This is a genomic window from Streptomyces sp. 7N604 (assembly GCF_052245475.1).
In the GTDB taxonomy this organism is placed as follows: Bacteria; Actinomycetota; Actinomycetes; order Streptomycetales; family Streptomycetaceae; genus Streptomyces.
Genome location: NZ_JBQQBX010000005.1, coordinates 35,672 through 50,304, shown reverse-complemented (window position 1 = coordinate 50,304; position 14,633 = coordinate 35,672). Strand labels below are relative to the sequence as shown.

Annotated in this window: 6 protein-coding genes and 2 pseudogenes; 7 read left to right on the top strand and 1 reads right to left on the bottom strand. The window is 67.7% G+C overall.

Going from position 1 to position 14,633, the window contains the following annotated elements; all coding sequences use genetic code 11:
* Positions 1 to 344 precede the first annotated feature (344 nt).
* Positions 345 to 4,211, top strand: a complete 3,867-nt coding sequence (locus tag ACTWP8_RS06915) for an SNF2-related protein (RefSeq protein WP_443321251.1) — start codon at positions 345 to 347, stop codon at positions 4,209 to 4,211.
* Entirely contained in the window at positions 4,208 to 5,095 is an 888-nt protein-coding gene (locus ACTWP8_RS06910; protein WP_443321250.1) for a hypothetical protein, read from the top strand. The genes ACTWP8_RS06915 and ACTWP8_RS06910 overlap by 4 nt, the downstream gene beginning before the upstream one ends.
* A gap of 492 nt (positions 5,096 to 5,587) precedes the next feature.
* Here ACTWP8_RS06910 and ACTWP8_RS06905 read toward each other — a convergent pair whose 3' ends face one another.
* A complete protein-coding gene (locus ACTWP8_RS06905) occupies positions 5,588 to 8,362 on the bottom strand; it encodes a DEAD/DEAH box helicase (RefSeq protein ID WP_443321249.1) in 2,775 nt (924 codons plus the stop codon).
* A gap of 719 nt (positions 8,363 to 9,081) precedes the next feature.
* Here ACTWP8_RS06905 and ACTWP8_RS06900 point away from each other — a divergent pair.
* The 5 genes and pseudogenes from ACTWP8_RS06900 to ACTWP8_RS06880 form a co-directional block, all read left to right on the top strand.
* Positions 9,082 to 9,666 (top strand): annotated as a pseudogene (locus ACTWP8_RS06900) (zinc-binding dehydrogenase); the annotation flags it as partial.
* A gap of 240 nt (positions 9,667 to 9,906) precedes the next feature.
* A pseudogene (locus ACTWP8_RS06895) lies at positions 9,907 to 10,692 on the top strand (MFS transporter); the annotation flags it as partial.
* 485 nt (positions 10,693 to 11,177) lie between these two features.
* Entirely contained in the window at positions 11,178 to 12,269 is a 1,092-nt protein-coding gene (locus ACTWP8_RS06890; RefSeq protein ID WP_443321248.1) for a hypothetical protein, read from the top strand.
* Positions 12,266 to 13,720 carry an ABC transporter substrate-binding protein gene (locus ACTWP8_RS06885; protein ID WP_443321247.1) on the top strand — a complete coding sequence of 485 codons (1,455 nt, stop codon included), beginning with the start codon at positions 12,266 to 12,268 and terminating at the stop codon, positions 13,718 to 13,720. The genes ACTWP8_RS06890 and ACTWP8_RS06885 overlap by 4 nt, the downstream gene beginning before the upstream one ends.
* Positions 13,717 to 14,613 (top strand): branched-chain amino acid ABC transporter permease, encoded by an 897-nt coding sequence (locus tag ACTWP8_RS06880; protein ID WP_443321246.1) that lies wholly within the window; start codon positions 13,717 to 13,719, stop codon positions 14,611 to 14,613. Before ACTWP8_RS06885 ends, ACTWP8_RS06880 begins: the two co-directional genes overlap by 4 nt.
* The last annotated feature ends 20 nt before the right edge of the window (positions 14,614 to 14,633 follow it).

Genomic DNA, 14,633 nt, shown 5'->3' with positions numbered 1-14,633 from the left:
TCGGTGACCCGACCGCCTTCATCGTGCGGGACGTGCGGCCCACCGAGCCAGAGGTTTTCAGTGCCCAGGCTGGCTGGCGGAGTCCCAGCGGCAGCGTCCACGGCGCTGCGGTCGCACGTACAAGCAGGAAGGCTGCTCATCAGTACGCGGCCGTGAGCCTGCTTGGACACATGAGTGGAGTTGAACCGGTTGAACAGGCTGGCACCGAGATGGGCTGGGTGCCAGCAGCCCGGTACTCGGCTGGCTCGGCTCCCGCGCAGGCCCGCGATCAGTCGTTCGCCACGCGGTTGCAGCACGCTCTGGCACAGCTGCGCGTTGCGCCTGCCGTTGTGGCGGAAGTGGCGATGCGCATCACCGCCGGAGCGCTCATCCCCCGCGACCTCCATGCCGTGCTCTTTGGGGCGGTCTCCCCCACGTGGGATCCAGCGCGCAGGGCCGCCCTGCAGGCAGCCGGTGCGGAGCCGGGGACAGCCGTGGCCGTGCTGACGCTCTACCAGTCGATGCGCAACCGCCCCAACCCGATCTTCACCGAGGAGCAGAAGGGGGGCGGCTCTGGGCAGTTTCGGGCTCGGGTGAAATGCGTGATCGACGATGAGACCGTCACCCTTCTCGGCCCTTGGCGCCCCAACAAGCGCCACGCGCGTGGGGCCGCAGCGCACCGGGTTCTCGCTGACCTTGCCGAGTTGCCCATCGAGCTGCCACACGCCCGGCACGATCCTGCCCCCGCGCTGGGCGAGGAGGAGGTGGGAGAGAAGGCGGACCCTCAGGATCGGCTCCGCTCGATGCAGGAATCGGGCGTGATCAGTGAGCTGACGTTCAAGGAGGAACCCAGCATCACCGGGCTGGAGCCACTGTTCGTGTGTGTGGCCGCCTGCATGAGCCGAGGTCAGATGCTCTCCGGCACTGGACGCGGCGTCGGCCGGTCCAGTGCTCGGCTGGAGGCGGCGAAGGAGCTGCTGAGCGCCTGTAAGCGTGCGGTGAGGCGCGCCGGCGGTGTCCGGCACGGTCGGGTGGTCGTGCCGGAGCTTCGCGGCAAGAACCCGTTGATGGTGCTCAACGAGCTGAAGCAGACCGGCAAGATTGCCGAGCTGAACGTCGGGGACCCTCGGCTCGACTCTGAGGTGGGTTTCGTCACTTCCGTCACGTGTCAGGTGCGCGGCGAGCATCTTCGGACGGAGGGGACGGGCTCGACCAAGCGCGCAGCGCAGCGAGGTGCTGCGGAGGCCATGGTGGAGCTGCTGGCCACCCCCGTGGATCCGGTGTTTTCGGCTGCCGCGTACACGCCGTCGGTGGGGGTCCAAGCCGATCGTCTGCGCCACGGTCCTGCGGGGCCGGTCGCCGTTCGCAGCGAGGTCGATGCGGCCGAGGTGGCGCTGTCCGCCGTCCTGCAGCAGGGTGCGGAACTTACGATCGATGTGCAGGGTGCGACCACTCGGTTTCTGGTCTATCGCCAGGACGGGCTGCCTGTGGGGTCGAGGTGCCATAGGCCGATCCGGCCGTGCACGGCCACCCTCGTCCTGCCCGGCCAGGGTGCTGCGGTCGGCCCTCGGCCGGTGGAGTGCTGGCAGGTGCCGGTGCGGCTGCTGGCGAACGCGCTCGCATCCCATCAGGGCAGGGGGAAGGAAGCCCTCTCGGTCCAGGTATGGCGGCAGGTGATTTGCCTGGGGCTGGAGGTAGTGGCCTCTGGGCGGGTGTTTCCGTCGCTGGAGGGGGACGGTACGGATGTGTGGCGGGCGGGGCCGCTCACGGCCGAGGAGAAGGCGAGGGCCCGGCAGTTGAGGCAGGCCATGGTGCCTCCGGCACACTGCGGGGCTGTCACGGACACGAAGCCCTACCGGTTGTGGGCGCCGCGCATGGTGGTCCGCGCGGGTCTCGACGCGGTCGCGGAGGCCATGCTGCGCGGCCCGGGCACGCCGGCAGTCCTGGGCAGTGGCCCTTTCACGGCAGCGGTGCCTCAGCAGCAGCGGAACCCCTCCCTCGTGCAGTGGGCTGACGATCTTGAGGATGGCCGCTCGACAGCCGAAGTGCTGGAGCTGGTGCTGTCGGTGCGCGCGCCGAAGAAGGACAGCCCGGGCGACACCGAGCTGCTGTGGGCCGACCTGCGCGTCCGCCAGCCGGACTCGCCAGTCGCCGAACAGCGGGCTTGGCGCCCCGTGGCAGAAGCCGCCGCCGACCCGCAGCTCGTGGCGCTCATCCGCCGGCGCCTTCGCCGCATGGCGGCGGCGTGGCCGCCGGCCGCACGGCTGCTGGAGCGGCCGGTTCCCGACACGTTTACTCTTCGGGCCGCCGAGGCTGTCCTGCTGCGGGGGCGCACAGGTCAGCAGCTGGAGCAGTTCGGGCTGCGGGTGGAGTGGCACCGGCAGTGGACAGACCTGCTGCGCACCCGGGCTGTACTGGGGCGCCGGCCCCCGTGCCCACCCTCCGCCGCGCGACCCAAGTTCTCCCTTGGCGACGTGCTGGACGGCCGGTGGCAACTGTCGGTGGACGGTAACGACCTGACCGACCGAGAGATGGACGATCTCGCCCATGCTCCCGTGCCGCTGGCCAAGGTCCGCGATCAGTGGGTGCTGGTGGACGAGGAGACGGCCAAGCGGGCCGCTGACCGCCAGATGCCGCCCATTCCCTCCGATGAGGCGCTGCGGGCCTCTCTGACCGGCCAGATCGACTTCGACGGCAAGACGTTCGAGTGTGAACCGGTAGCGGCGCTGGCTGATCTCGTGGAGTTCCTGCGCAGTGGCTCGCGTACCTCCCCGGTGCCGTCCCCCCGCGGCCTTGAGGCCACGATGCGCGACTATCAGCACCTGGGCCTGGCCTGGCTGGCCAACACCACCGACGCGGGGTTCGGGGCGCTGCTGGCCGACGACATGGGTCTGGGCAAGTCGCTGACCGCGCTAGCTCTGCACCTGCACCGCCGCGACCAAGACCGTCAGGCCGCAGGCCCGACGCTGATCGTCTGCCCCGCATCCATGGTGATCAACTGGGAGCGCGAGGTGCACCGGTTCGCCCCCAGCGTGCCAACCCTGCGCTACCACGGGCCGGACCGCACCCTGGACGAGGCGACGCCCCGCACCGTCGTGATCACGACCTACGAAACACTCCGCCGCGACATCGACGTCCTGGTCGAGCAGCCCTTCGACATGATCGTCGCCGACGAAGCCCAGGTCATCAAGAACCATCGAACGGCCACGGCCCATGCCATGCGGCGCATCAAGCCCACTGTCCGGATCGCGCTCACCGGCACCCCCGTGGAGAACAACCTCACCGAAGCGTGGTCAGTAATGGACTGGCTCAACCCCGGCCTGTTCGGAAACCTTCGGACCTTCCGTGACCAGTTCGCCCGACCGATCGAGGAGAACATCACCGACTCCGACCTCACTACGCGTCTATCGGGCCTTCTGAAGGCGTTCATGCTGCGCCGCCGCAAGAGCGACCCGGGGATCCTCTCCGAGCTCCCGCCGAAGATTGTGAGCCCCCGGATCGTCAGCCTGGCCCCCGAGCAGGCCGCCCTCTACCAAAAAGTCGCCGACGACACTTTCCGGGAGATTCGCTCCGCCGAGGGCGTCCACCGCAAGGGCCTGCTACTGACCTTGTTCAACAAACTCCAGCAGATCTGCAACGCGCCCGCCCAGTATCTAGACGAACCCCTGGACGGCGACTACGACCCGCAGCACGCGGCGGCTCGTTCGGGCAAGCTCGCCGCCCTGGACGACCTGCTCCCCGTGCTCTCCAGCCCGGACGAATCCGCCCTGATCTTCACCCGGTACAGGTCCATGGCCCGCTACCTGATCCGGCACCTGCGCGGCCACGGCCTTGAGCCGCTCTACTTCAGCGGCGACATCGCCGCCGGCCGGGACCGTCAGCGGATCATCGACAACTTCCAGTCGAGCCCGGGCAGGACAATGGTCATGACGGTCAAGGCCGGCGGTAGCGGCCTGACGCTGACCCAAGCCAGCCACGTCGTGCTGTTCGACCGGCCCTGGAACCCGGCCAAGGAAAGCCAGGCCATCGACCGCGCGCACCGGCTGGGCCAGCAGCGCACCGTCACCGTGCACCAGCTCATCACCGAAAACACCTTGGAAGACCGGGTGGACGAACTGCTCCGGCACAAGCGTGCGCTGGCCGATGCCGTTCTTGCCGATGGGTACTCCGCACTGACCGAGCTGACCGACGAACAGATCTGCGACCTGATCGCCCTGGGAGCACAGCGATGATCCACAACGCATGGGCGAACGCCTGGGTGACGGCTGTGCGCACCGCCGTCACCGATGAAGCCATGCTGCTCGCAGGCCACAACGACCTGGCAGCAGGCGGCATCGCGCACTTGGCCCTCACGCCCGGCAAGGCCGCCGCCATGGCCACAGCACGGCACAGCAGAGAGGAGGCGCACACGGTCATCACCCTGCCCGTGCTGACAGACGAACATGTGGCCACTATTCGTGCCGCGTCTTCGCACTGCGGCCATCACCGGGAGCTCCGTGCTGGCGGGCTTCCCGACTGCCTAGCCGACCCCGCCCATACCGGCAACGTGCCCATGGCCCCCGTCGCCGCGGAGATCGGCTTCGCTTGCACCTGCGGGATGTCACCGTGCCGGCACGCAGCTGCCCTCGCCCATGCCGTCACGCGCCGGCTGAGTACGCGCCCGGCAGCGTTCGCGATCATCCGCGGCCTGTCGCCCCAGCTCATGGGGGCCGAAGCGACTGCATCCGGAGCAGACTCGGGGATGACCACCACCCGCGCCGCTCCCGGTGGGAAGTTCCACGTCACCGCGCACCACGCATGGGCCTGGTACCGGGAATGCGCCAAGCCTCCTCTTGTCCCTGACCACGCTCCCAGCATCCCCGACAGGCCGGTCCCTGCGGCACCCTCATGGCCCACGCCGCCTCCCCCAGCCCCTAGCCAGGATCAGCTGCATGCCCTCCTCAACGACGCTGCCGCAAAGGCAAGAAGCTACCTGCTCTCGGGCACAGCACTCGAGTGCGCGTGGGACGACGACGCCATCCGACTGGCCTCAACCGTTCCCCGGGCCAGAATCCCCGAGATCGCCGATCGCCTCGGCCTCGACATCGCGCAGCTGCGCGAACGGCTCACCTCGTAGGAGTTCACTGTCATAGACAGCCGAAATGACTGGGTTCCCTGTCAAACGCCTCGATTGGATGACAGGGGACAAACTTGGCAGCCACTGAGGGGTTCTGGCGCCCACCCGACGCGACAGCCGGGCCACACACGTGCCCACCACCAGGCCCGACAGCCGATACGGCCCGTCAGAGAAGCCGACGGACCGTCATGGGACGAACTCCCGCGCGTGTTCTCCGAGCGCGTGCGCACGCCGTTCCTCCCCGTCGTTACCGTTGGGCTCGGGGTGGGCATAGAGGGGCTGGGGCGGGCGAGGCCGGTATGCCTGGTGGGGGAAGGGAACGCTGCGACGCGGACCGGGACGGACAGCCCAGCGGTGGAGCACTCTGCCACTCATCGACTCTGGCAATCAGGCGTCGACATGGCTGGCGGACCGCCCGTCGCAGCCTCAAGGCCCCTACAGCCTGGGAAGGCGGCTGGGCGCTGTAGCAGACCTCGACTGGATGGCAACCCGCTATACGGCCGATTCGGAGAGGTCCCCGACAGTGAGGACACCGCGTCGGTGAGCGAGTAGGTCGCCGAGCTTCTCCGCGTCCATGGTGCCTTCTGCGACGCGTACGACGGCTTCGGTGAACACTGGCATCGGGACCAACAGGATTGAGCGGCTCGCGGTCTCGCGGGCGATATTGGCGGCGTTGCGTTCGGCGAGTTCCTGGAAGTTCGGCCGTCCGATGCACACGTAATTTACCGGGCTGAGGCCGACGCCCGCGCCGAGAATCTCTTTCGCCTTGTTCCACCGGATCGGGCGGGTGTCCTCCTTGGAGGCCGTCACCGATACGACGACGGTGCCGTCGGCGTGGGCGATCTGGATGTCCTCCTCGCCTTCGGGCTGGCGAAGAACGCGTGTGGCAGACAGCCCGGCATGTACCAGGGCATCAGTGACGGCTTGTTCAAGCCCGCCGCCCTTCGCTTCATAGAGATCGTTTATGAGCCTGCGTGAAAGGCTCACCTGCGCGGAACGCGCTACGTGACCAGCGCGCTTCCGTCGTACCGAGTCTTCGATGTCGTCGAGGACCGCCTGCCTGAGGCGGGTGAGCTGCAGCGGTGTGAGCAGTCCGTCGAAGGCTGTGTCGGGGGTATCGAGAATCGTTTCCGGGGTGTGCAGACCGATGTCGTTCGTGATGTCGTAGAGGGTCAGCATCTGTTCGCGGGAAATGCCCGGTACATGAAGACGGGCAAGTGGAGCAAGTCGCGCTGGCAGGCCGTAGCGGGCTTCGAGGGCAAGGGCTCGAAGGTCCTCTTGTAGCGCGTCGGAGGCCCCGTGTACCCGTGCGCCTTCGGTGAGGGCGTCGAGCAGCCAGGCGGCGTTCTTGCCAAGAGCGCGCACGCGCGCCGCGGCTGCACCCATGCCCGGGAACGCAGTGGAAATCGTCCGGTGGCCTTGGCCGCTCATCCACTGCAGCAGGCATGCGGTGCGCACGAGCGCGCACATCTCTGCGACGTTGATGTGGGGCTTTGAGAGTGTGGCGGCCAGGCGGGATCCCGGTGAGCAGCCCGAGCTGTCCGGTGCGTGCTGCGGACGAGGGTCCAGCTCCATGCCCCGCTGACGCTGCAGCCACGGCCGGTCGCCGACCTCTGAGCAGGAGGCGATCTCGAAAATCAGGTCCTTCCTGGACGGGTGGCTCGACATGGCCCGTTCCAGTACGGGCACGAGGCGGGCGGCGCTCTCCATCGACAGCCCGGCGGCGCCCAGTACTCGTGCGAGCTGTGTGGGATATAGCTGTTGGCCGTCCGCCACCACCAAACCGCTGTCGGTGCATCGGCTTACTGCTGCGGCGATGGATTCGCGCACGGCGTCGAAGCCGCCTGCGCCTTCATAGAAGCTTGGGTAGGCGTAGGTCGTGGCTATGAAGTCGACGATGTCGTCTTCACTGTCGACGGCCCCCACGCAGACGATGTCGAAGATCACGTCGGCGAACGGGCGTTTCGGTAGCTGTGATTCGACCGGCTCGACGTCTCCGAGCAGGTAGGCGTTGACGAGCTGGCGTTGCTCGCGCGTGTCCTCCGCGACCAGAACCGCGGAGCCGGCAGTGCGCTGGCCAAGTCGTCCGGCACGCCCGGAGGCGTTGCGGTACTGGGAGACCGGGATATTGCGGCGGCTCCACCTGCCGCCTGGTACCGGGGAGAAGCGCGTTGAGTCGGCAACGATCACGATGTCGGTGGGAAGGTTGACGCCAACGGCGAGCGTCGTCGTGGCGACGATGACACGGGTCTCTCCGGAGCGGAAGGCATCCTCGACGAGGCTTCGTTCGGGGTGGGTGAGGTCGGCGTTGTGGAACGCCACACCGGAAGCAAGGCAGAGCCGCAGGTCGTTGATCGCGTCCGAGTCGTCGAGCTCGTTGAACTGCTCGCTGATCCGCCGGCCGAGGCCGACTGCCAGCAATTGCCCGCGTAACCGGCGCGCTGTCTCCACGACATCGCGGACCGAGGAGCGGAAGACGATGACCTGCTTGCCATCGGCGACATACTGCTTGGCGAGCGCGAGGACGAGCGCATCGCGGTCCTCCTGCGAAGCCGTCAGCGACTGCGTATGTGCGGTGCCGTCGGCATCCAGCACGATCGCCTCACCCGACGGGGCACAGACACTCTGCGTCAGAGGAATCGGACGCTCGGCCGAGCTGACCAGGGTGGCCTTGAGCCACACGTCGAGTTGGTTGACGTCGTCGAGTGAGCCGGACAGCGCGACAATCTGCGGCGGATCGCCGGCGCGCATGACCCGTGTGAGGAGCACCTCGAGGTCTGCTCCCCGACTGCTGTCGGACAGCGACTGCACCTCGTCCACCACCAGCGTGGTGCAGCGCTCCACCACGTCGGGCTGCTGGATGGACAAGGCCATGAGTTTCTCGTACGTCATGACCGCGAGGTTGAAGTTGCCGACGCGGATGTCGGCATCGAACTCCGTCCAGTCCGAGGTCGAGATCACGACCGAGAGCAGATGGCCGTACCGCTCGCGGAACAACCGGTAGTGCTCGTCCGCCAGGGCCCGGAAGGGGACGATAAAGATCGCATGCTGGCGCTGTTTGTAGGCCGACGTTGTGGCCGCCAATTCGCCGACGAACGTCTTGCCCGAGCTTGTCGGCGCGACCACCAAGAGGTTCGTACGGCCGTCGAGCGCACCGGCACGAAGGGCTCGTTCCTGGACGTCGGTGAGGTCGCCGACGTGCTGAGACCAGACGGCGACGAGTTCGGGCGGCGCCCCGAACGACGCCAGGGCAGAAATGGCGATCACGGCGCCATCGTAGCCAGCAGTAGCGATGTGGTGACACGAATATCTGCACGTCGGTCTGAGTCGATCAACGTGGGCCAGCAACGACCTCTCGTCCGTGAGATCAGACACCGAAGGTGGGTGGAGGCTCTCTCTGGATCTGAGACCCCAACTCGCGGGTGAAGTAGTGCCCCGAGCCGGGGCGAGCGCTGGGCCGAACGCCACCGGAGGCGCGTATGAGCTAGTCAGAGCCACGTCGGCCAGGGACTTTTCAGGGACTTTCCGCCGAGTAAGCAGGGAAGGCCCTGACAGCTCTGAAAGGTTCAAAGCCGCAGGTCAGGGCCCACTCCCTCAGCACTCGATGACATTGACCGCGAGCCCGCCCCGCGCCGTCTCCTTGTACTTGACCTTCATGTGGACGGCCCTCCTGACTCTTGGGGGGCGGGCGGCGGGCTACTCTGATGGTTGTCTTAACGGAGGTTGGCGGATACGAACAGGGATAATCCCAACCGTCAGGTTCGCTTGTCGTTTATCGGGTAGCCCTGGTGCGGCCACGACTGTGGGGCCGATTTCCGGCCGCACCAAGTGAGAGGGTGCGGGGTCGACGACACCGTGGGGTGCGGGGCAGCTCCAGCTCCGTGACGGTTATGTGGCGACGGTCGGTGTGGATGTGCGGGAGACGGGACTGCTGTCGCCCTTGACGTACCGGCTCACCGTCTCGACTCCGGCGGAGAGGAACACCAGGTGCCGGTGACCACTCCGCGCGCGTCCGCGAAGGCGAGTCCGTCGCGGTGTTCGGCGTGGGCGGCGTGGGGTTGGCCACGCTGCAGGACGCCCGGATCGCCGGCGCGTCGAAGATCATCGCCGTCGACGTGTCGCCGGCGAAGGAGGAGCTCGCCCGCCGGGCGGGCGCAAGCGCAACCGACTATGTCCTGGCCTCCGACACCACCGCCCGCACGATCCGCGGGCTCACCGGCAGGCAGGGCGCGGACGTCGCCGTGGAGTGTGTGGGCCACGCCGTGACCATCCACACCGCATGGGAGTCCACCCGGCGCGGCGGCCGCACCACCGTCGTCGGGATCGGCGGCAAGGACCAGCACGTCACGTTCAACGCCCTGGAGATCTTCCACTGGGGCCGCACGCTCTCCGGCTGCGTCTACGGCAATTCCGACCCCACCCAGGACCTGCCCGTCCTGGCCGACCACATCCGCTCGGGGGGTTTGGACCTCGGCGCCCTCGTCACCGAGCGCATCACACTCGACGGCATTTCGGCTGCCTTCGACAACATGATCGAGGGCAAGGGAGGCCGCGCGCTGATCGCCTTCTGAGCCCACGCGCCCAGCGCGCTCAGCGCAGGCTCTTCGAGCGGCGCTCTCCTGCGGTCGTCTCCGGCTCCGGCCCGGCGTCCCATGACGCCGGGCCCACAGTGCTGTCCTGGCCCGAATTACCTGTACCGCACAGGTGAAAGATTCGCTGCACAACCCGTTGACGTACATACCGTCCGGTCAGTACGTTCCCGGCAATCGCGATGCCGCCCCCCGTCGCCGCACCCACCGGAGTGTGCACCCATGGACACGGCGTCTTCCGCAGCATCCGCTCATCCCCTCCCCACCACGGCCGCGGCCGACAATGCAAGGAGACGGCGCAAGGTCGCCACGGCCGCCACCCTCGCCTCGGCCGTCGAGTGGTACGACTACTTCGTCTTCGGCATCGCAGCGGCCCTCGTCCTCGGCGAGCTCTACTTCCCCGCGGGCAGCCCCACCGTGGGGGTGCTGGCCTCCTTCGCGACGTTCGCCGTCGGCTTCCTGGCCCGCCCGCTCGGTGGCGTCATCGCCGGCCATCTCGGTGACAAGCGCGGAAGCAAACCGATGCTGGTGCTCGCGCTGGCCTTGATGGGCGTCGCCACGACGGGCATCGGGCTGCTCCCCACGTACGCCACGATCGGCATCGCGGCCCCCCTGCTGCTCGTCGTGTTCCGCGTCATGCAGGGCATAGCCGTCGGTGCCCAGTGGGGCGGCGCGATGCTGCTCGCCACCGAGTACGCCCTCGAGGGGAAGCGCGGGCTCTACGGCAGTGTCGTCCAGCTCGGCGTTCCCATCGGCGTCGTGACCGCCAACTCGGTCTTCCTGCTGGCCGGCGCGTTCACCAGTGAAACCGCCTTCGCCGCCTGGGGCTGGCGCGTGCCGTTCCTCGTCGGCTTCTTTGTGCTGGGCCTTGCCTGGTACATCCACACCAGGGTCGAGGAGACCCCCGAGTTCCGAGCCGCCGAAGGGGCCCTGGCCGAGAAGGAGAAGAGCGAGCAGAGCTCCCCGCTGCGGACCATCCTGCGCGGGCATCTCGGCACGGTGCTGGTCGGTACGACGGCCGCCAGTCGGCTCGCCGGGTCGGGTGCCCGACCCCGACCAGGGCGATCATCTGTGCCCACGACCCGGCACTTACGAAAAGATGTCGCAGGCGTGTAACTGACGCCATGGTGGGCGCCGTACGCAGCGCGCCCACTCATGCTGGAACGGCCGACGGCCGTGTCGACCAGGTGCGTATGTCAGTTCCGGGTGCACGTCGCCTGCAAGACGCCGACTGGCCCGGCGCGACCACGATGCGGGTGCGCGCTGGATGTCGCCAGTGAGGGCAGACTTCTGGGTCGCCTCCGTGACCCGGTGTTCCTCGATGCCCGCGGGCCAGTGTGCTACCTCGAGTCGTGGGAGACCGAAATCGGGCTCGTGACTGGTCGTTGACGCGACCAGGTCCGCTACATAACTTGCCGGCCCCCAAGCGATTTAGTTCACCGGCCCCCAAGTAATTCAGTTCAACAGTGTAGTTGGACTAGTCAAGGAGACAGATGTCTACTCTCAGCAGTCTCGGCGCCGGGTTCGCCGCGTCGTGCGCCGTGGTCCTCAGTGCGGCCGCACCGGTCAGCGCGGAACCCGCCGCTGAGCCGGGCCCCTCCATCGGAGGAAAAGTTAATCAGGCGGGTTGGTGGTGGAAGAGCAACGACGAGAACGAGGTCGATAAATCGGGCCTCGTCGCTCGGCCTGAGCCGACGCCGCCGAATGTGCCGGCCGGTGCGATGACCGTGGCGGCGGTCAATGGTGCGGAGGAAATGGTCGCGGCCATCGAGTTCGCGCTGAAGTACGGCCCGGGCGCGGATGTGACCTCGTTCGATGTGGTGCTGAGGGAATCCTCCGCCCCCGACTCGAACGTGAACTCCGACGGCAAGGGCGTCAAGGTCGTGGCGTGCCCTGTCACGGATGCGTTCTGGACCAAGGCCGAGGGTGGAAAGTGGTCGTCGCGGCCGGCTTACGACTGTGAACGCGCCGCTGTTGCCGGCAAACGCGGCAAGGACGGCATCTGGCGCTTCGACCTCACGTCGATCGCGCGGCTCTGGCTAGCGGAGGGCAGTCAGCTACCCACCTCGATCGCCCTCGTGGAGCAGGTCGAGGAGCCGATGAGTTTCCAGGTGGCCTGGGACGGGCCGTCGGACAAGGGCATCGGCATGAAGCTGGTGGCGACCGCGGGAGCCACACCCCAACCGCCGGCTGCCGTACCGGCGGGCAGCGGGACGACGGGCGATTCGGGCGCGGTCGACACAGGTGCCGGTACGGACGTCTCCGGGGAAGTACCGGCGGATGCAGGAACCACCGTGCCAGGTGACGCCCCGGCGCCGGCCGCCACGGAAGCCCGGGACGTGCCCCGCAGTAGCGAGCCGCGGTCGCCGGCTGCGGCCACCCCGATGACGCACGTGGGCTCAATGCTGGAGGACATCCCCGGCGGAGTCCTCTTCCTGATCCCGGTCGGGCTCGGACTCGCTTATGCGGTGATGTTCGCGCTCGGTCCCAACGGTGAGCCGGTGCTGTCCGGTGCGCGTCACGGTGTGGGCCGCGCGCTCGACCAACTCCGGGTGGTCAAGACGTTTTTCAAGGAGGGGCAGTGATCCGGCGACGGTCGAGGCAGATCGGTATCGCAGCGGTGGCGCTGGCGTTTGTGGTGGTCTCGGGCTGCGGGCAGAAGCCGGGCGTGAGCGGGCTCTACGCCGGGCCGAATGGAGCGAGTGGACAGGGCACCGCTGCAGGTGCGCTCGGAGGGGCTGGTACGGACGGTCAGCCGGTTGACCCAGGCGCCCTGGACACCGGCGCGCCGGACGTGGGTGCGGGCGCTGGCACAGACGCCACCGGGACAGGGACTGGAACCGGGACCGGGACGGGCACTGGGGGTGCCGGTGACAGGGGCGGCAGCGGTGGCGGTGGCGGTGGGCCGGTGCCGCCGGGTATCGGCGATCCCACGCCGCTGAAGCCGGGGCAGCCGATCAAGATCGGCGTGCACGCACCGGTGACGGGCGCGGCGGCGATCCCCCAGAACTCGATCGAGCGCGCGGTGGGCGTGTACGCCGACTACATCAACAAGAAGGGCGGGATCAACGGGCGGAAGCTCCAGGTCAAGCTCGAGAACGACAACTTCGACCCGTCGACTGCGGTATCGAAGTGCAAGAGCTTCATCGACCAGAAGTACTTCCTGGTCATCGGTTCCGCCGGTGCCGACCAGATCGACGCCTGCGCGCGCTACGCGAACTCCCGGCAGTGGCCCTACATCTCGGGCGGTGTGCATGAGTCCAATCCGCGTCTCGGATCGCTGAACGCGCTGCGGACCTACTTCGCGGCCTACCTCACCTACGAGCAGCAGGCGCCGATGATCACACGTGAGATGAGGGCGGCCTTCTCCGGGCGGAAAGTCGGGCTGATCGTGGCGGAGAACGATAATTTGGACAACTATGCCGGGGTACAGGGCAATTCACTGAAGCGGGCGTTCGGAGCCAAACTCGTGCTGAACGACCGCGTTCCGAAGAAGATCCAGGCCGAAGCAACGTCGATCGCGGCGAAGATTTGCAACAGCGGTGCGAAGGCGGTCGTGTGGAACGCGAGCCCTGGCGGACTGGTGAATGTATCCAAGGCGCTGACGTGCAGCGTGAGGTTCTACGGTCCCGGGAACACGAGCGGGCTCAACCTGGTTGCCGCGGGTGGATGCCCGCAGATCGACGGCGCCCGGTTCTTCTCGTCGTTCCCGCAATTGGACAGGATAGACTCGATCGACTCCGAGTTCCGGAAAGCGTATCGGGCGAAGAACGGCGGAGCTGATCCGGACGATATCGCAATCAATGCCTGGGGCCTCGAGAAGCTGGTCGGTCAGATGCTCCAGGCGGCCGGCAAGAACCTCAGCCACCGCACCTTCATGGCGACGCTCAACAGCGGCAAGACCTTCGACTCCGGGGTGTTCCCGGCGGCCACGTTCGCACCGAACAAGAAGTTCGGTGGCAGCGCGATGTACCTGCTGGAAGCCGACTGTGGGTCGCGGCAGTACAAGACCCGGCCGGGAAGGTACAAGCCGTGAGCCAGGAGCTGGTCGTCGCCCTGGCCAATGGGTTGTTCCGGGGCAGCGTGTACGCGTTGGTAGCCCTGGGCATCGTGCTGGTGTACCGCGCGACCGGTGTGTTCAACTTCGCGCAGACGGAGTTCGGCACCACCGGCTTGTTCGCAGCCTTCGTGGCCGTGGAAATGTGGCACTGGGACTACGCGCTGGGCCTGCTGTTCGGCATGTCCGTGGCCGTCGTCATGGGGCTGGTGACGGAGCGAGTGGTGATCCGTCCGTTGCGGCATAGCTCGAAGGTGACGCTGCTGGTAGGTACCGCCGGTGTCGCGACGACCGCGATCGGCATCCAGTTCTGGCTCACCAACGAGCAGCCGATCCGGGAGATGCCGCCGATCGTCGAGGGCTCGATCGCCACGGTTCTGGGAGTCGCCATCACCTACCAGAAGGTGATCACGGTGCTGGTACTGATCGTGGTGGCGCTGGCGCTGGCGGCGTTCTTCCGGTCGCCGTCCGGGCTGGCGATCCAGGCCGCGCAGCAGGAGGCCACCGCCGCCGAGCTGGTGGGCATCAGCGTGCGCCGGGTGTCGATGATGACGTGGGGAATCGCCGCGGCCCTCGGTGGGCTGGCGGGGATCCTGTCGGGTCCCAACGACACCTTCACCGCGGCGTTCCTCACCTTCGGCGGCGGTGCGGCGCTGCTGCCCGGCCTCATGGCCGCGGTGCTCGCCGGGATGCGCAGCATGCCCGGGGCGCTGGCCGGCGGCCTTCTGGTGGGCTTCGTGGAGCAGTTGGGTGCGCTCAGCGCGCTGGCCGGCCTGCCCGGGCCGAAGGCGACGATCCTCTTCGTGTTCCTGCTGGTAGTCCTGCTGCTTCGCCCGGAGGGCCTGTTCACGCGAAAGGTGGTCGGCGCATGAGTGCGGTACAGGCATCGCCC

What these genes read in the sequence shown, in the direction of transcription:
- ACTWP8_RS06915 (WP_443321251.1), top strand. Translation starts at nt 345, where the DNA reads ATGCGCATCACCGCCGGAGCGCTCATCCCCCGCGACCTCCATGCCGTG.
- ACTWP8_RS06910 (WP_443321250.1), top strand. Translation starts at nt 4,208, where the DNA reads ATGATCCACAACGCATGGGCGAACGCCTGGGTGACGGCTGTGCGCACC.
- ACTWP8_RS06890 (WP_443321248.1), top strand. Translation starts at nt 11,178, where the DNA reads ATGTCTACTCTCAGCAGTCTCGGCGCCGGGTTCGCCGCGTCGTGCGCC.